This is a genomic window from Nostoc sp., from assembly GCF_036917615.1.
GTDB lineage: Bacteria > Cyanobacteriota > Cyanobacteriia > Cyanobacteriales > Nostocaceae > Nostoc.
On sequence record NZ_JBALCZ010000091.1, the window covers coordinates 1 to 18903 of the forward strand.

An 18903-nucleotide genomic window follows, 5' to 3' on the forward strand; every position below is an offset into this window, starting at 1 on the left:
ATTGGTCATTGGTCATTGGTCATTGGTCATTGGTCATTGGTCATTGGTCATTGGTCATTGGTCATTGGTCATTGGTCATTGGTCATTGGTCATTGATTATTAATTCTTCTTCCCCTGCTTCCCGTGCCTCCCCTGCTCCCTCTGCCCCCACTCCTCAACTCCCCGGTGGTGGACAAGCTGGGAGTCGGAAACCAAACAGTGCGCCTCGTGGTGAGCGATTCTCTGCCCAAATTGTACCCCCATGAGCAGCAATAATTTGCCTGGTTAAATAAAGCCCTAGTCCAGATCCTGAGACGTGGCGATCGCTATGTCCTTGATAAAACCTCTCAAATAAGTGGGGTAACTCTTCTTCGGTAAAGCCGGAACCAGTATCGAGTATTTTTACTACTTGATCGCTAGAATAACCTTCAAGTACTACTTCAACTTTACCGCCACGAGGGGTATGGTTAATGCCATTACTCAGGAGATTAGTAAAGACTCGCCCCAGTTGCAAAGAATCGCCATTTACCCAGAGAAAGCTCCGAAAATCTGATTCGCCATAGTGCAGAGAAATATAAACCTGACGTGTTCTCGCTAGTTCAGTCAAGGTAGCGATGATCTCCTCTGCCACAGTTACCAAGTTAACAGGTGATATCTGTAGTTTCAGCCCTTCGGCATCATTGCGGTACACATCTAAAAGAGTTTGGACTAATTGCAGTGTACTCCGATGACTACGAGCCATTGTTTGGAGGACTTTTGCTTGCATTGGCGTGATTTCACCAAATTGTTCATTTTGAAAATATTTCAGCGTTTCAATTGCTCCTAATAGGGGTGTTTTCAAATCATGCGTTAGGGTAGAAACAAAATCTTCACGCATTATAGCTAGTTGTTCTTGGGAGCGTAATTGTGCTTGCGTATAAGCGATCGCTTCTTCATTGCGGTGGTTGCGATCGCTTAACCAACCCGTTACCAACAACGCCAATACTGCAATCAACCTATTTGCTAACGCTGGGGAATGAATGGCTTCTCCTCCTGGGACAAACAAATTCAACAATGTTAATCCTGTCGCTGCAAGAGTGATCCCCAAAACTGCTCCCCGATTTAACCGAGAATCTGCTAATAAAATCGTCCCTGTGTAGAGATAGCCAAATACGTACTCAGGAGGTGTCAAATATTCCAGTATTATCACGATCGCAAAGGCGATCGCTATTAGCCCATATGTCTGGCCACGCTTATTTATAGCTTTTTTCATAGTCAATAATCGACTTAACATCGTCATTTATGATTTACTAAAAATCCTAATAGTTTCTTTAAGTATGGAGAGTAGCGATTTCTTATGTCTCAGTCAGATTCACCTTCGGCACAGAATATCTTCAACATTTCAGACAGTTCAATTACCAACCTGACTGGTTCTGGTTCAATTCATTACAACGAGGGAATTCAGGGGGCACAAACCCAAAATTCTCCGGCTGCAACTCAGGCATCGACGGCAAAAACTATCTTATTTTTAGCAGCCAATCCCAAAGGTACATCTAGACTACGCCTAGATGAGGAAATGCGAGAAATTGACGCTGGATTACAAAGGGCTAAACGGCGGGATCAATTTGTACTACAGCAGAGATGGGCTGTGCAAACTAGAGATATCCAGCGTGCTTTGCTAGACTTCAAACCTCAGATTGTTCATTTTTCCGGTCATGGGGGTGGCGAAGAAGGCTTGGTACTAGAAGATGAAACTGGAACTGCAAAGTTAGTAGATACAGAGGCTTTAGCAGGTTTATTTGAATTGTTCTCAGACAAACTAGAGTGCATTATACTCAATGCCTGCTACTCACAAGTACAAGCTTCGGCGATCGCTCCTCATGTCCCTTACGTGATTGGCATGAATAAAGCTATTGGTGACGTAGCAGCAATTGAATTTGCTGTGGGTTTTTATGACGCTTTGGGTGCAGGCGAGTCAGTTGAGTTTGCCTACAAATTAGGCTGTGTCAACATTCGCATGGCAGGAATTGCTGAATACTTGACCCCAGTGTTAATGCCTAAATCAACTTTAGCATAATTTAACTGTGCAGTACTATTCAACACTTAGCACTACCGAACACTATTATTTTCTTGGTTGGTTGTATCTTTGTCATAAATTGGCTTAGGTGGCTGAGGAAACCAAGTTGCGCCAGTAATCTTACCAGGCTGACTGTTAGGTACAAGGTTCTGTACCTCTAAGTTATCCTCGCCGCCATCGTCCAGTCGCCAGTAACCAATTAAGTCTTTCTCATTACCCTCCAAACGTCGAGACATATTTGCTTTAATCTCATCTTGAGTACGGGCTACTTTCCAGAGTCTGACATCAGCGATCGCTACATTATAATAGGTTTCTTTTTCTTCCTTACAACCAATCAAGAAATTCGTTGTGAGGTTATCCAGTGAACCTGTAAATAAACCGATACTCCTAGTCTGTCCTGCAAAAACGATAGTCTCACAAGACCCTTCTACTACACAATCCTGGATTCTACCATCGATATAAAGCGAAACCTCATGTGAGTTTTGCTCCCAAGTAAATGCAATGTGATGCCACACACAATCTTGTGGAGCATTCTCTTTTGTATAAACCACTACGATTTTTTTCTCTGAGGAGTCTTGACTCTGTAATGCTACACGGATTCTGCCGCTATTCCAGGATAGGGAGTAGCCATTCTGATCAGCGTCAACTTCAACTTGGCTAACAATTACACAATTACCGAACTTGTGTTTAAACCATGCCTCAACGGTAATTGCTTTACTAACAGCCAAATTCTCATTGCCACAATCGACCTGATCGTCTTTCCCATTAAACTTTAAACCAAATGGTAGAGGTAAACCTGGATACTGAGATGCTTTTAGCCTATTTGTTCTATATGCTACACCAAATGCACCTTGATTATTGGCAAGGAGGCAATAGGGCTTCAACCATTTTCCCCCACAAACTATCCCTATCCCATCATCGTTGACTTTGTTTTTTGCAGTGTTTCCCTCTTCTTCATCGAGCCGCCAGTAACCAACTAATCCTTGCTCGTCACCTGTTAATTGGACATGCATATAGTCTTTGATCTCACGCTCTGTACGGGCTATTTTCCAGAGACGGACTTCTGCAATAGCACCGTTGAAATGAAATCCATAGCCCTCGGCGCGACCAATATTTAAGTTTACTTTGAATTCTTCAATAGGCTCATCAGAAAGCTTCTTTGCTGAGTCTTGTGGAATATTAGTTTCTTCTTTTATTCCATTAACATATATTTCAATATTTTCTGTTGAGTTTCTAGACCACGTACATGCAATATGATACCATTTGTCCAGCTTAAAGTTTGAAGTTATAGTATTTTCTCCAGGTTTGTCAAAGACTTTTTCAGTATCAACAAAAATATGTTTATTATTTTGTAACTCTACACGGATTTTATTATCGTTAATCCATAGGCAATAACCATGTTTATCCCAACTACCACCTTGGTTAACAATAACTCCCTTATCATTATGATCGCTCTTTTTAACCCATGCTTCAATGGTAATTGCATCTTCAATCTTAAAGTTTTCATCTTTACCACAATCGATGAAATCATTTTTACCATTCAGCTGCAACCCACATAGCAATTCGTCTTCTTTTAAATTATTTGAGTTGTCTTCTTCATTTTTAGTAGATTTATTAACTTTAAAATAATTGTATACTTTATAACTTTGTTCTTCTTTAAAACGGTAGTAATCCCTCAAGTTTGTTTGATCATCTTTACTCAAACGCCGATACATATTCTTTTGGATTTGATCCTGACTGCAAGCTACTCCCCATATCCAAACCTCAGCCATGAAACCAGTAAAATAACCAAAATTTCCGCAACCAAGATATAGGTTATTTTTAGAGTTGTCATTATTTTTGTTGTCAACATTAAGTGGCGAGCTATGTTTTTGTTGCTTTCCATCAATATATATTACTATAGAATTGTCATTGCTGAATGTAACTGCAACATGAAACCAACAATTATGATTTAAAACAGCATCTATAGTATAAAATTCGTTTTTCCCCACATTGATCCAAATTTTTCCTACTCTCCAAGATACAGAAAAATCTAAACCCTGGCTGACTATTGTTCCGTCACTAGACATGGAATTACGATTGAGCCATGCCTCAAATGTAATTCCTTCAGCGATGCTTAAATTAAGATCACCTAAATCAACGTCACTACTTTCTCCATCAAACTTAAGTGCAGATGGCAATGGTGGATAATTCAACTGTTCAGAGGTAACTACAAAGTCTTCGATAAAGCTTGCAAGTTTCGGGTTGCTGACACTCTTTTTCTTTAAGTCTTCGATTATTCTGCATATTCTAATACCTTGTTGAGCAATAACTGTTTGTTGCTTCGTTGTATCATCTGTTGGTTGAAAAATTGCTGCATGATGTAATGCTACTAACTGCCACTTATTGTTAAATACAGGGCTGCCAGATGAACCGTAATCTGAATCTGTTTTATATCGGAGAAACTTCTTATAAAGACCGTAATCAATTACTCCATCATTTAAAGCTATTTGTTTCTTTTTACCTTTTGCATGTTGTACTATAATAATTGAATCTCCAGGCAAATTTTTTGTTTGATACTCTTGAGAAATAGCTGTCTAATTGGTTTTTTATTTCTGGGCACTCACCGACATTTTTAACAAAAACGAATAATTTGTCTTGGATATTTTTGATGTCGAACTCATATGGTTTTAAAGATAAATTTGACTGTTTTTCAGATGCTAATTTAGTTTCTAATATATTAATTTCTTGTTTTTTATCTCCATTATTAATTGAAATATATTCTAGTCCCGGACATATATTATTTTCGTCTTCAACTAATTGAATCAAACCAAAATTAAATCCAGCTTGTGGTGTAAAAATTCCAGATTTTAACTGCACTAGAGTATAATCTAAACTCCGTTCAGAAATAAACAATATTTCTGGAGCTAACTGATAATCTATAGATAACACAGTGTTTCCTTGAGTATCATCAACATAATTAAACTGAGCAACACATTCCCTGGCTGCCTTGGCATCTTGGATAACATGTTGATTTGTAATTAAATGTGTAACTCCAACTAAGAATCCACTACCAATAGGTACTGGATTAATCTTGGTAAGCTGATTTGGCGTAATGTTTTTTAAGGCTTCTAAATTGGCTATTGATATTTCTAAATTTTCGTCTGTTGATAATTTACTGTCACAATCCTTTAAACCTTTAATACTCTCAGCAGCTCGATCTGAAAATGAGAATATTTCCTTAATCTTAGCAATGGAATCAAAATTACTTGCAAAATCATTTGTTATATTAGGCTTTTTAATTTCGTTTTTAATATCTTCAATGAATTTTTTAAAAGCTTCTAAAGAAAAATACCTAGCTATACGACAGACTTCTAGGCTTTGTTTTACTCCTGTTTCAAAAAACGATAGAGGTAAAAAATGTTGTTCTCCAATGACTGCGGTGATTAAAGAGCGTTGTTCAACATGCAATCTTTCTTGAATAATTGCAATTACTTTGTCTAGTGATTCTGGTTGAGCATCTAACTTTAATAGTTCTTCATCTACACCAATGTTTGAGGTTCCATGCATTCCTGGAAAACCTTGTTTTATCCAATACTCTTTATTAACTAAAATAGATTGATTAAAGTTAATACTCATATTTGCTTGTTCCTAAAACAATAAGATGATAATACTGATAATATTTTGTGGTTGTAAATTAGCGTTCTCGGATAGTAGAAAAATACTAATTTCTCAACCTATACAAAACGCAAAATTGAGATATTTACCTAATGGGACTTAGACAAAAATTAAGCCCTTAATTTTTCTCTATAGAAAGGTAATTATGGACACATTTAACTTATATACTTTAATCTAGAATAATACATAAAAGCTACATAATTGTTTATACTTCATCTACTTTTCAGATGAAAGAGACATAATATATGTAATATAGATTATCTGTAAAAGCAACTAAAGTGTAAAAATAGTTTACAAAATAAATCACTTGGATAAAGATATAAGAGGTCAGAGTCTTAAACAAGAGACCTTAAGCCCTGCCCAGAATAACGCGATTGCAGGTCAGAGAATATCAGTAAAAATATTTCTCGGTGTCTTGGTTTTTGCACTTTATTTTGTATTAAGTATCCCTGCTGCTTATCTTGGCTGTATTAGTGCTTTGTTCATAAGCCTAAAATCTGACCCTAGTTATATAGGCGTAACTCTATGTCTAGTTACCTGGTTGATAACTACAATCTATCGGACTTTTAGTCAAAGCCTATTGGCATGGGCTTTAAGTCTTTTTCTGGTTGTGGTGGGCTTTATTTTATTAGAAAAGTTTAATCTACTCACACTTCCATTTAACTTTTTGGGTAATACACCATTTATGGCTTTCTTCGGACTAGCACTTTGTAGTATTACTTTTATTGTCAGTCGCTCTGCAATTGCGTTGTTTGATATCTTGTTTTCTAAGCCTCAATGGCTAAAGATTATTAGCTTTTTCACACTTATGTTGGCGGCCAATGTTGGGGTTAATACAGCTACTAAGAATGTAATGTTACAAGAGCCATCAATTCAAGCAGCCTTAGCAAATTTAACTAATGGAGAGCAAGCAATTATCAAAGCTATTGCAGGTGCATTTGGCTTTATATATGCTATCGGCTTTGCATTAAGTGGCTTGTTAGTCAACCGTCGGCGAAATGTGCCCTGGAATCATCCGGACTTGTTGCGTGATTGGGCGCTGGCGATTAGCTCTTGGGGTGGGACATCTTTTCATAACTTAGACTTGAGTGAAGTCAATTTTAAAAATGCTCAATTAGCCAACACAGATTTACGCGCACGCAAGCTTTATCGCACCTGTTTTCAAGGTGTCACTGGGCTAGAACGAGCCAGAGTTGATAGTCGATATTTAGATTTAGAAATACCCAAAGTACAGAAACTTTTAACTCATGGGTGTTCTGAAGATCCTGATTTGAGTAACTTGAATTTGCGCGGTGCTTATCTGCAAGGTGCAGACTTGCGGCGGATGAAGTTCATTGATACTGATTTAACTGGGGCTGACTTGCAGGGTGCAGACTTGCGCGGTAGTATTCTAGCTAATGCCCAAACTATCGCCGTTGATTTTACAAATCCCAATTTAACAGGAATTTGTATTCAAAATTGGAACGTCAACAGCCAAACTTGCTTTACTAATGTTGAGTGTGATTATATCTACCGCAAATTAGATGAAAAAGGGGAACCAATTGATCGCCATCCACTAGACCGCAACTTTGAACCAAGAGAATTTGAATCTCTCTATCAAGAAGTCGGTAATGTTGTGGAATTAGTTTTCAAAGAAGGAGTAAATTGGCGTGCCTTCGCTTTCAGCTTACAAAAACTCGAATTAGAAAATGAAAGTTTAGGGCTAGAACTCAAAGGAATTGAGAAACAAGGTGATCTTTGGGTTGCTAAGGTAACTCACAATCAAAATATTTCTCATGCAGAGGTAGAGAAACGCCTCAATGATTCCTACGAAGAGTTAAAGCAACAACTCTCTACTAGAGAACAGCAAATCAATAGTTTACTAGGAATTGCCAGCACCCAAGCAGAAACTATTAAAGAATTTAGCAAACGTCCATTTGGTAACAGTTTTGTTATTAATGGGAGTACGATTACTAACTTAACTGGCTCTGGACAAATTGAATATAATGAAGCCGCAGATCAAGTTCGTAGTCTCGTAGCCAATGCTACTGAACCAGTACAAGTCTCGAATATTGTGCAGCATCTTTTAGCTCAACTTCAAGGGCAAAGCGTTGCCACTACAGCAGGCACTCAGGCGGAACTGATTAAACAATTGCTTTTGAATGAAGCCGAAAAAGATTCAGTTTTTAAGCAGCTTTTGGTTTTGCAAAGTCAGCAAATTATTGATAGTCTTCCTGAAGGGAGTATTGTGACTGCAATTAAACAAGCGATCGCCCAACTGCAAAGAAGTAGTACCAATTCGTAATTATTGATAAAATAGCCGTGTCTTAGGCGCTCATGTCATGTTTAATGATTTTTAGCAAAAATGTTCAATATGCAATAGAGTTCTTTTCTCACCTCAATTATGGATATTAGGTTTTAGCGATAGTGTAATTTTATACTAAAAGTTTTGGAGAGTTGAATAAAATCCTCTTTGATATTTATATTCTTTGAAAGTAGCAAACTTTGAAAATGTATTGTATAAACAAATAATCCTAAGTAGTGAGATAGATGAATTAAGAGTAAAAATTAAATATTCTTAACAAAAAATTTAATAATTATCTGGAAAATAGTAATAACTGAAAATAGTAAATCCCTCGAAATCAAATACTCCAACAGTTAATCTGTTATTTCTAAGAATTGGCTTGCTAGCACTTAAATTTGATTGAGCGCGAAATATATGGGACAAGGTTTTTTGCAAATAGGCTTAACGCTGTGTATTGTCATAGCAATCACTCCGCTATTCGGTAGATATATAGCGCGTGTCTTCTTGGGAGAAAAAACACTGCTTGATTTTTTAATGAATCCGATAGAGCGAAGTATGTTCGTATTAGCGGGTGTCCGCAGAAAAGATGATATGACGGGTTGGCAGTATATCCAAGCTGTACTGTACAGCAACCTGCTTATGGCTATTTCAGTGTATTTACTGATATATTTTCAGAGACTCTTACCCTGGAATCCTAACAGCTTCGGTGCGCCCACCTGGGATGTATTGCTGCATACAACCATTTCCTTTGTGACGAATACCGATCAGCAACACTATGCAGGTGAGACAACCTTAAGTTATTTTAGCCAGGTAGCGGCTTTAGGCTTTTTAATGTTCACCTCTGCAGCCACTGGTTTATCTGTGGGAATAGCCTTTATTCGGGGGTTGACTGGTAGAAAACTGGGGAACTTTTACGTCGATCTCGTCCGTGGAATTACGCGAATATTACTGCCGATTTCGATTATTGGAGCGATCGCCTTACTTGTAGCAGGTGTACCACAAACATTAGCTGGGACTCTGGATATCAGAACCTTGGATGGAGGGAGGCAATATCTTGCCAGAGGTCCAGTGGCATCCTTTGAAATGATCAAACTTTTGGGCGACAACGGCGGTGGCTTTTTTGGCGTCAACTCAGCTCACCCCTTTGAAAATCCTAATGGCGCTTCTAACTTGATAGAAATGCTCGCCATGATTTCTATACCAGCAGCCTTGATTTACACTTATGGTATATTCGCCAACAATATCAAACAAGCTTGGTTGCTTTTCTGGATGGTGTTTGTAATTTTTGTAGTTCTGGTAGGGGTAACAGCCGTGGGAGAACTGCAAGGTAATCCCCTTGTTAATAACGCCTTTGGATTAGAACAGCCCAATTTAGAGGGTAAAGAAGTTCGATTTGGCTGGGCACAAACGGCGTTTTGGGCAGTCATGACTACCGCTACTATGTCTGGTGCTGTTAACGGGATGCACGATTCTTTGATGCCGCAAGGAATATTTTCGACTCTCTTCAACTTGTTTATTCAGGTTATTTGGGGTGGGCAGGGAACTGGAACGGCTTACTTATTTATTTACTTAATTCTCACAGTGTTCCTAACTGGACTAATGGGAGGACGCACCCCAGAGTTTTTAGGACGCAAAATTGAAAAGCGGGAAATCGTCCTCGTTAGCGTAGTGCTGTTGATTCACCCCATTCTAGTTTTGATTCCCAGTGCGATCGCCTTGGCTTACCCCATCTCTTTATCTGGAATTAGTAACCCTGGCAATCACGGTATTTCTCAAGTAGTTTATGAATACGTCTCAGCAGCAGCAAATAATGGCTCCGGCTTAGAGGGGTTGAGGGATAACACCCTGTGGTGGAATTTGAGTACTTTAGTTAGCTTAATAGGAGGACGCTACATTCCGATGATTGCCATCTTGCTGTTAGCTGACGGAATGTCTCGCAAACAACAAGTACAAGAAACCCCTGGTTCCTTGAGAACTGATTCTCTGGTATTTATTAGTATCACAGCTGGAGTGACACTGGTTTTGGGAGTGTTGACTTTCTTTCCCGTTCTGGCTTTAGGCCCCATAGCTGAGGGTTTGAAACTAGCATCTGGCAGTTAGAAAAGTTATGAGTTATAAGTTTGGAATTAAGAGAATACTAAAAAATAAATTATCCGGTTTCGTAAGGTGCGTTACTAACGCACCCTACAGGTTGGACTTTTTTTTATTGAAATGTTCCTAATAACTCTTAACTCTAGCCCTGTCAACGTGATATGTAGCTTGAATTTCATATTCGTCCAAACAAAATCTTTACTTGTTCTTTTAGAATTTTGAAAATTCCGAGTTCAGAAGCTCAACTTCCGAGTTCTGAGGTTTAACTTCCGAGTTCAGAAGCTCAACTTCCGAGTTCTGAGGTTTAACTTCCGAGTTCAGAAGCTCAACTTCCGAGTTCAGAGGTTCAACTTCCGAGTTCAGAGATTCAACTTCCGAGTTCTGAGGTTCAACTTCCGAGTTCAGAGGTTCAACTTCCGAGTTCTGAGGCTGAACTTCCGAGTTCTGAGCTAGTAATGAATACAAGACTAAGCTTGACAGCGCTACTCCTAACCGGAGGCGGAGCGTCTCCGACTCCGCTCCTAACTCCTAACTTTATTTATAAATCAAGTGGCAACTAACTCCAAAGCTAGACGCCCAAATTTCCGTCCTGGCGATCGCCGCCAAGCACGTAAAAAGGCGAGGACAAGTAATAAGTGGCTGTACTTAAGGGCAATTAGAGATGCTTTTGTCAAACTCAATCCTAAGTATGCAATCAAAAACCCAGTGATGTTTGTGGTTTGGGTGGGGACAATCATCACCCTATTGCTAACAATTGATCCCAACCTATTTGGCCCAGCCCTGCAAAAGAACCCACAACTTTTCAACGGCTTGTTGTCGGGGATTTTATTCTTTACAGTTTGGTTTGCCAATTTTGCCGAAGCAGTGGCAGAAGGGCGGGGTAAAGCCCAAGCCGATGCCTTGCGATCAACGAAATCAGAGACGATCGCTAAAAAACTTGCTCCCGATGGCACAATTAGTGAAGTTTCATCCACCAGCCTCAAACAGGGCGATACCATCTACGTCCTTGCTGGCGATATTATCCCCGCCGATGGCGAAGTAATCATGGGTGTCGCCTCGGTGGATGAATCGGCAATTACTGGAGAATCCGCACCAGTACTAAAAGAATCAGGCTCCGACGTTGCCAGTTCCGTCACTGGTGGGACGCGGATTATCTCAGATGAACTAATTATCCGCATCACATCTGACCCAGGCAAAGGCTTTATTCACCGGATGATTGCCTTGGTGGAAGGGGCAGAACGCAGCAAAACACCCAATGAAATTGCCCTGACAGTATTGCTGGCAGTTCTGAGCTTAGTGTTTTTGGTAGTCGTGATAACCTTGCCTGCCCTTGCCTACTATGTCAATAGTCCAGTCAGCGTGCCAATCTTGATTGCCCTATTAGTAGCATTGATTCCGACGACGATTGGCGGTTTACTAAGTACCATTGGCATTGCTAGTATGGATCGAGTCGCCCAATTTAACGTTATTGCTACTTCCGGACAAGCAGTTGAAGCCTGTGGTGATATCAACATTTTAGTTCTCGACAAGACAGGTACAATTACCCTCGGCAACCGCTTGGCGGAAGAGTTTATTCCGATCAACGGTCATTCAATCTCGGAACTTGCTAATGTTGCGTGGGCGGCTAGTGTCTTTGACAATACACCAGAAGGTAAATCCATTGTCCGACTGGCAGAAAACTTAGGCGCACGGTTTGATTTTGACTCCAGTCAGGCAGAAGGAGTCGATTTTTCCTCCAAAACACGCATGAGTGGCACGAACTTGCCTGGTGGACATCAGGCCAGGAAGGGAGCAGTCGGAGCCATTAAAGAATTTGTCCGTTCCCTGAACGGATCCGATACACCAGAATTGGATGCTGGCTACGAACGAGTTTCTCGCCTGGGAGGTACACCCCTAGCAGTCAGCCTAGATAATGAAATCTATGGGATTGTTTATCTCAAAGATATTGTTAAACCTGGTATCCGCGATCGCTTTGAGCAACTCCGACGCATGGGAGTGCGTAGCATCATGTTGACTGGAGACAACCGAATTACAACTTCTGTCATTGCCAAAGAAGCTGGAGTCGATGACTTCATTGCCGAAGCCACATCAGAAGACAAAATCAGCGTCATTAAAAAGGAACAAGCAGCAGGTAAACTGGTTGCCATGACCGGAGATGGGACTAACGATGCTCCGGCATTAGCCCAAGCTAACGTCGGCGTCGCTATGAATACAGGGACACAAGCTGCAAAAGAAGCCGCCAACATGGTCGATTTGGACTCCGATCCCACAAAGCTGATCGATATTATTAGCATTAGCAAACAATTGTTGATTACTCGTGGGGCATTGATGACATTTTCTATCGCTAATGATATTGCTAAATACTTTGCAATTATCCCAGTGATATTTGTCGCTGCTAACCTGCAAAGCTTGAATATTATGAATTTGACTAGCCCTAAATCTGCTGTACTATCAGCGCTGATTTACAACGCTTTGATTATTCCCGCATTGATTCCCTTGGCATTAAAGGGTGTGCGGTTTAGACCGCTGACAGCTAATCAGCTACTCCAACGCAATATCTTAATTTATGGCTTAGGTGGGGTAATTGCGCCGTTTATTGGCATTAAGTTAATAGATATACTGATTACAGTTGTGGGCTTGGCTTAAGGACAGCAAAAATAGAGACGCTGCCAAACGAGCGCATCTTAACCAAAGTAAAATAATCAACATTTTTACCTTTTCTATTTTTACTTTTATCTGTTGAGAGGGGGAACAAAAAGAATATGAATAAACATCGTTTTCACTCAGCACCGCTTCGGCGATATCCTTTGTTTGGTCGCAATGGCATAAACAACACCTACCACTCGCTATTTTTATCCCGCTGTGCTTGAATGTGGTAGTTGCCCGAGTTGTTTCTGCTGTTGCTAACAGCACCCGGAAACGTCCTCCTGCGTAGACAAAAAAATTAAAAATTAAAAATTAAAAATTAAATTCTAGGAGCAATTGGAAAACTTTTTATGGCTATTATTCGAGAAACCATCAGAGCAATTTTCATAACTTTAATGCTTTGGTTGTTGACTGCAATCATCTATCCTCTGGTAATCCTTGTAGTAGGTCAAGTTTTTTTGCCCTATCAAGCTAACGGCAGCATCATGCGGAATCTAAATAATCAACCAATTGGTTCCGCTTTGATTGGTCAGGTGTTCACATCTGAGCGATATTTTCATTCTCGTCCCAGTACTGTGAGATATAGCCAAGGAAAAAAAGCCAAGCCAACTGGCATATCTGGAGCGAGCAATCTCGCTGCTACTAATCCAGAGCTACTAAAGCGGATTTTAGAACAGGCAAATCAATTGCGAGACGAAAATCTTCAACCGCTAGATGATACAATTTATACTTCCGGCTCCGGTTTAGATCCGCATATTTCTTTCAAAGCAGCACGACAGCAATTGACGCGGGTTGCTGGTGCGCGTGGAGTCAAAGAAGATGAGATTCTACCTTTAATTAATAAGTATACTGATGGCAGATTTTTATGGATTTTTGGCGAGCCGGGAGTCAATGTTCTGCGATTAAATTATGCTCTTGACTTGCAAGATATTAATCGTCAGCAAAATCAATAAATGTGAATGGGGCATTGGGGAGCCAGCGCCGTGGTGAGGCAGTCGCTCACAGGGGGTTTCCCCCAGGAGGAACTGCCGTTAGCGTAGCGGTAGCGAGTAATCGAGCGTCAAAGGTTTCCCGACTTGTTCGCGTAGCGTCTCCCTTCGGAGAGGCGACTGGCGTTATGGGTAAAGCGCCGTTTTCCAATGAAATAGGAGTGCTATATAGGAACCAAGAATGAAATGTCAGATAATACTAATACTGGTTCGGCTGGCGCTACACCTTTAAATTCTGCAAATTACTCGCTTTATCCGGTACGACGGCGGGGCAAGCATAAAATATTTATTGGCATGGCTCCTGGAGTAGGCAAAACTTACCGGATGCTGGAAGAGGGACATGCACTCAAACATGAAGGAATTGATGTCGTCGTTGGGCTTTTGGAAACCCACGGACGCAAGGAGACAGCCCAAAAGGCAGAGGGACTGGAGATTTTAGCCCGTAAGCAATTTCCTCGGGGTGAGTTGACGCTAACGGATATGGATACAGATGCTATTTTAAAGCGATCGCCCCAATTAGTCTTAATCGATGAACTTGCCCATACCAACGTCCCTGGTTCCCCACGCGAAAAACGCTACGAAGATGTAGAAATAGTTTTAACAGCAGGTATTGATGTCTACTCCACAATGAATGTGCAACATTTGGAAAGTCTCAATGACTTAGTAGCCCGAATTACAAGTGTGGTAGTTCGTGAGCGGGTTCCTGACAGGATTATGGATGAAGCAGATGAAATAGTAGTAGTAGATGTCACACCAGAAACACTGCAAGAACGGTTATTAGAAGGGAAGATTTACGCACCGCAAAAAATTCAACAATCCCTCGATAACTTTTTCCAACGTCGTAACCTGATTGCTTTACGGGAGTTGGCTTTGCGGGAAGTAGCAGACAACGTGGAAGAAAATGCGATTGCGCTTCGCGCACGCTTCGCGAACGCTACTACCCCCAATGGGCAATTCTGTAATATTCACGAGCGGGTTTTGGTGTGTGTATCCACCTATCCCAACTCAGTGCAGCTGTTACGTAGGGGTGCGAGGCTTGCTAACTATATGAACGCGCCGCTTTATACCTTGTTTGTGGCCGCTCCAGAGCGCTTTCTCACCAAGGAGGAAAGCTTACACATCCACACTTGTGAGAAACTCTGTAAAGAATTTGAAGGTACTTTTCTTCGTATTACCAACAGTAACATCGCCAATGCGATCGCCCAAGTAGCCGAGAAATATCGGATCACCCAAATTGTAATTGGAGAGAGTCAGCGATCGCGCTGGCAAATGCTCCTCAAAGGATCATTAACCCAAAAATTGGTGCGCTTGCTCAAAAATATCGATTTGCATATCATAGCCAGCGAAAAAACAGCGTCTTCTAAGGTCTAATAGTAATCTCATGTCACTGAACGATATTGCAACAGCTATGACAAGCTACAATGAGAATAATGAAGTTTATGTCCGCAAATTAGCAATTGACAACATCACTCCTATTTATCACTTGGGGAAAGAATTATTTACTAGCAATTTGTGTCTTTATTTATATCAAACCTGGGATGAATGGGAGGTAATTGTGTATAAAATGCGAATTCCAGTTAAGAGACCGAGCGAATTACATAGATTCATTTTTGTGAGACTCATGGTGACATGAGTAAAAAATATCAAGTTAAGGTCTGTTTATTAAAAATTTAGGCGATCGCGCAAACAGCAGAAAAATACCGCATTACTCAAATTGTCATCGGTGAAAGCCAGCGTTCGCCCTAACAAAAACCATTGGTGACAATTTCAAATAAGGGTTTATTTGTCAATAAGTAATAGTGCTTTAAATTTAATCAAAAATCGGGTCTGGAAACACTATTTTTAAGCCAATACGGTTCAAATAAGCCTTTTTTCTGTACCCCAGCTCCCCTAGCCTGCTTTAACAGATAAATTTCCTTAACCCAAGCGTATTGATTTTTAAGCCAGCGATGCCTAAGTCCGCTGTAGGCATTGGGTTATATTTAAAAGTCAAGTTTCCATACTGACATGACATCTGGCACCATTCTCAATAACCTTAGAGTAGGCAGTGCCCACAACGTAAAAATCAGGCTTTGAGCGAACAGTAGGCAGTGCACACCCTACAAAAATTGCAATAAAGCAACTGGTGCAAGATGTGAGCGTACAAACCGTAGGGGAAATGATAAATATCTCTTTGCGCCTTTGCGACTTTGCGCGAGATTATTTTTTACACTATTCCACTATTTCCGACTCTGGTTCTCTCAGTATCAACTCAGACATCAAATCTGGCAAAAACGCTTGTTCCCCATCTTTGGGTGTCTCAGTTTGTTCCTCAGCAGCAGGTAGCCAGTTGATAAATGGTAGGGGCAACAGCGTACTGAGGTTAGTAATTAACACCAAGATCCAAAGTGACTCAAAGTTGGTTGCAGTGATCCCCAGCCAATAGGTGATTAATGCCCCGAATGCATGAGAAACACCTCCTGCTGAATTAAACACTGACATTAATAAGGCAAATAATGTTGCTTCCACACCAGAGGGACAAAGCCTTGCTGCTAGCACCATCACTGGCATATAGGCAATTTTCCCCATCACAGTCAAAACCAGGCTATCACCTAAACTAAACCAGTGGTCATCTATACCCAATAGCCTGTTTGTGTGAGTCACTAACAACAGCATCGTCATCCCTAAAATTGAAGAAATGACAGTACTCCAAGCAAAAATCACGCGAAAAGGGATGCTTTTGAGGAAACGTTGAAAAATCAAAACACCTGCTAAAGAAGCGAAACTTGTTACCAAATGCACCCGCCCCAAAAATTCTGGTTCAAAGTGCAGTTCGTTGGTAGTGAAGTAGAAAAAAGCTGAGTCAGCATTTGGGGTAGCTTGCCAGATGAAGATAAACGCCGTTGGTAGCCAAATTGTTTTTTGGCTAATGGCTTGGCGTAGCTGCTTCAGTTGATGTTTGATTGGTAAAGAATTAGTGTGATTACCATCTTGAGAATCTTTGCTAACGGGGGACTCAGCAATTAACCAAGCTACTCCTGAAACGATGAGAGGGAATAAGGCGGTAATTCCAAAGACAGTACGGGTAGTAAAATATTGGAGCAGCAGACCGCTAAAGTATGCTGTTATTAAACCTCCGATCGCCGAAGCACCCCAACACAGAGATTGTAATGAACCAGCTTTGGCTTGCGATTCGTCTCTGGCTCGTTCGACAACCAGCGAGTCAACGATGACATCACTCATGGCGACAGAGAGAGAACTAAGAGCGATCGCTAACGTAGCTGCCCAACTAGTATGAACTATTGTGGCGAGACTTACCCAAGAAGCAGTTCCTAATATCCCGGATAAAATCAAGTAAGGACGCCGACGATAGCCAAATATAGGCAAGCCATCAGAGATAAAACCAAACACCGGCTTGATCATCCAAGGTAGGAAGACAATTCCCAATAGCGTTGACACCTGGACTGGACTCAGCAGCAGTTCATCTTTGAGGAAAAAGCTAACGGCTAGACGCGATAGCCCTAAAATTCCTTGGACAAAGTAAACGGTGAGAATTGCAATTAACTCCGCATTAGGTTCATTACCCAAGAAGATTTTTTGTGTTAATGAGTCTTTGACCTTGGACAAGCCAGATGATTGAAGCACCATTCGATAAATATTTCTTAAATTTTATCTACTTTTCTATCATATCGATTCTTAGGATGTGGGCTTTCTCTAAGAGGTTGTTTGAAAAGTGGTTGGCTGTGATTATAGAGACTTATTGATCCCTCCTAGCCCACGCCAGTCGTTCCACTTAAGGAGCCAGCTGCATGGGCAGGTCTCCCGACTTAAGCGGCCCGGCGTCAAGTGGCGTGGATTTAGAGGGATCTAGTACTGACATGGGTAGTAACATGAATTAAACTACCTCTTGCAATCAACAAAAGAATTTTTATTAATGCATCCGACTGAAGAAGCCGCCGTCCCTACTCGCGTTATCGGTTTAATTAGTGGCACATCCGTAGATGGCATAGACGCTGCGTTGGTAAATATTTCCGGTAGAGAATTGGATCTCAAAGTTGAGTTGCTAGCTGGGGCAACATATCCTTATCCAGCCGAACTTAGAGAAAGAATATTGGCAGTTGGTGCAGGCGTTGCCATCTCAATGGCAGAATTGGCAGAAATAGATGATGCGATCGCCGTTGTCTTTGCCCAAGCCGCCCAAAATATTCAAATTGGTCATCAGCCAGTCACTCTCATTGGCTCCCACGGTCAGACGGTTTATCATCGACCACCCAAAGGAGGAGCAGGGGAGCAGGGGGAGAGAGGGAGAGAAATGCTCACTCCTGACTCCTCACGGGCAAAACAACAGCTATCCGCTAACAGCACTGCCTTGGGTTATAGTCTGCAATTAGGGCGCGGTGCATTAATTGCCCATCTTACAGGCATTACAACTGTGAGCAACTTCCGCGTTGCTGATATCGCTATTGGTGGTCATGGTGCGCCTCTGGTGCCTAGAGTAGATGCCTATTTACTCAGTCATCCCCAAGAGGGGCGTTGTATTCAAAACATTGGTGGTATTGGTAATGTTGCTTATATTCTGCCTCGGTATGGCGACTGGCTCTCAAAAATTCGCGCTTGGGATACTGGCCCAGGAAATAGTCTGTTGGATCTGGCAGTAGAGCATTTAAGCGCTGGTGCTAAAACTTACGATGAAAATGGCAATTGGGCAGCGAGTGGTACTCCTTGCCATCCATTGGTAGAACAATGGCTCAACCAAGACTATTTTCATCTGCCGCCACCCAAATCCACTGGTCGAGAGTTATTTGGTGTGACTTACCTGCATCAGTGTTTAAAAGATGCCCAAGCATACCAACTCAATGCTGCCGACGTACTGGCAACTCTCACGGAACTTACAGCTGCTTCAATTGTTCATAGTTACCGCACTTTTTTGCCGGAAATGCCACAACGGGTACTATTATGTGGCGGTGGTAGTCGCAATCTCTATTTGAAACAAAGATTACAGTTGTTGTTGGCATCAATACCAGTCTGGACTACAGATGAAGTCGGCTTGAGCGCAGATTTTAAAGAAGCGATCGCCTTCGCGGTTTTAGCCTACTGGCGAGATTTGGGTATTCCTGGCAACTTACCTACTGCCACTGGGGCACCTCAAGAAGTGCTTTTGGGAGAAATTTACCAAGGTCAAGACTTAGCATTCAGCACGGGCTGAACCATAGCTATCCGCT

Annotated in this window: 13 protein-coding genes and 1 pseudogene; 9 read left to right on the forward strand and 5 right to left on the reverse strand. The window is 41.3% G+C overall.

The features are described from left to right. Positions 1-154 precede the first annotated feature (154 nt). Positions 155-1252, reverse strand: coding sequence for a sensor histidine kinase (locus V7K85_RS32880; RefSeq protein WP_334820360.1), 1098 nt, complete (start codon positions 1250-1252; stop codon positions 155-157). A 63-nt stretch (positions 1253-1315) separates the two neighbouring features. Between V7K85_RS32880 and V7K85_RS32885 the strand changes: the two genes are divergently transcribed. Then, positions 1316-2035 carry a CHAT domain-containing protein gene (locus tag V7K85_RS32885; RefSeq protein WP_334820362.1) on the forward strand — a complete coding sequence of 240 codons (720 nt, stop codon included), beginning with the start codon at positions 1316-1318 and terminating at the stop codon, positions 2033-2035. 32 nt (positions 2036-2067) lie between these two features. Here the strand turns inward: V7K85_RS32885 and V7K85_RS32890 are convergent, their stop codons facing one another. Together V7K85_RS32890 and V7K85_RS32895 are read right to left on the reverse strand one after the other, a co-directional pair. Continuing rightward, on the reverse strand, positions 2068-4578 hold the full coding sequence (locus tag V7K85_RS32890) for a LamG-like jellyroll fold domain-containing protein (RefSeq protein ID WP_334820364.1): 2511 nt from the start codon (positions 4576-4578) through the stop codon (positions 2068-2070). Further along, complete coding sequence (locus V7K85_RS32895) at positions 4535-5653, reverse strand: trypsin-like peptidase domain-containing protein (protein WP_334820366.1); 1119 nt, start codon at positions 5651-5653, stop codon at positions 4535-4537. The genes V7K85_RS32890 and V7K85_RS32895 overlap by 44 nt, the downstream gene beginning before the upstream one ends. Positions 5654-6272: 619 nt before the next feature. On the opposite strand from V7K85_RS32895, the gene V7K85_RS32900 reads away from it, so the two are divergent. Beyond that, positions 6273-7976: a pentapeptide repeat-containing protein gene (locus V7K85_RS32900; RefSeq protein WP_334820368.1), complete on the forward strand. Its 1704-nt coding sequence runs from the start codon at positions 6273-6275 to the stop codon at positions 7974-7976. A 414-nt stretch (positions 7977-8390) separates the two neighbouring features. Beyond that, a complete protein-coding gene (kdpA, locus tag V7K85_RS32905; RefSeq protein WP_334820370.1) occupies positions 8391-10076 on the forward strand; it encodes a potassium-transporting ATPase subunit KdpA in 1686 nt (561 codons plus the stop codon). 201 nt (positions 10077-10277) lie between these two features. Here the strand turns inward: kdpA and V7K85_RS32910 are convergent, their stop codons facing one another. Continuing rightward, positions 10278-10532 (reverse strand): hypothetical protein, encoded by a 255-nt coding sequence (locus tag V7K85_RS32910; RefSeq protein ID WP_334820372.1) that lies wholly within the window; start codon positions 10530-10532, stop codon positions 10278-10280. A 75-nt stretch (positions 10533-10607) separates the two neighbouring features. Between V7K85_RS32910 and kdpB the strand changes: the two genes are divergently transcribed. The 5 genes and pseudogenes from kdpB to V7K85_RS32935 form a co-directional block, all read left to right on the forward strand. Beyond that, positions 10608-12713, forward strand: a complete 2106-nt coding sequence (gene kdpB / locus V7K85_RS32915; protein WP_334820824.1) for a potassium-transporting ATPase subunit KdpB — start codon at positions 10608-10610, stop codon at positions 12711-12713. A gap of 350 nt (positions 12714-13063) precedes the next feature. Continuing rightward, positions 13064-13666: a K(+)-transporting ATPase subunit C gene (gene kdpC / locus V7K85_RS32920; RefSeq protein WP_334820374.1), complete on the forward strand. Its 603-nt coding sequence runs from the start codon at positions 13064-13066 to the stop codon at positions 13664-13666. Positions 13667-13668: 2 nt separating this feature from the next. Then, on the forward strand, positions 13669-13887 hold the full coding sequence (locus V7K85_RS32925; protein ID WP_334820376.1) for a hypothetical protein: 219 nt from the start codon (positions 13669-13671) through the stop codon (positions 13885-13887). Position 13888: 1 nt separating this feature from the next. Beyond that, positions 13889-15073 carry a universal stress protein gene (locus V7K85_RS32930; RefSeq protein WP_334820378.1) on the forward strand — a complete coding sequence of 395 codons (1185 nt, stop codon included), beginning with the start codon at positions 13889-13891 and terminating at the stop codon, positions 15071-15073. Between the two features lie 37 nt (positions 15074-15110). Continuing rightward, positions 15111-15257, forward strand: a pseudogene (locus tag V7K85_RS32935) (GNAT family N-acetyltransferase); the annotation flags it as partial. A 656-nt stretch (positions 15258-15913) separates the two neighbouring features. Here the strand turns inward: V7K85_RS32935 and V7K85_RS32940 are convergent. Then, positions 15914-17329 (reverse strand): folate/biopterin family MFS transporter, encoded by a 1416-nt coding sequence (locus V7K85_RS32940; RefSeq protein ID WP_334820380.1) that lies wholly within the window; start codon positions 17327-17329, stop codon positions 15914-15916. 286 nt (positions 17330-17615) lie between these two features. Here V7K85_RS32940 and V7K85_RS32945 point away from each other — a divergent pair, with 286 nt between their 5' ends. Then, positions 17616-18887 (forward strand): anhydro-N-acetylmuramic acid kinase, encoded by a 1272-nt coding sequence (locus V7K85_RS32945; RefSeq protein ID WP_334820382.1) that lies wholly within the window; start codon positions 17616-17618, stop codon positions 18885-18887. The last annotated feature ends 16 nt before the right edge of the window (positions 18888-18903 follow it).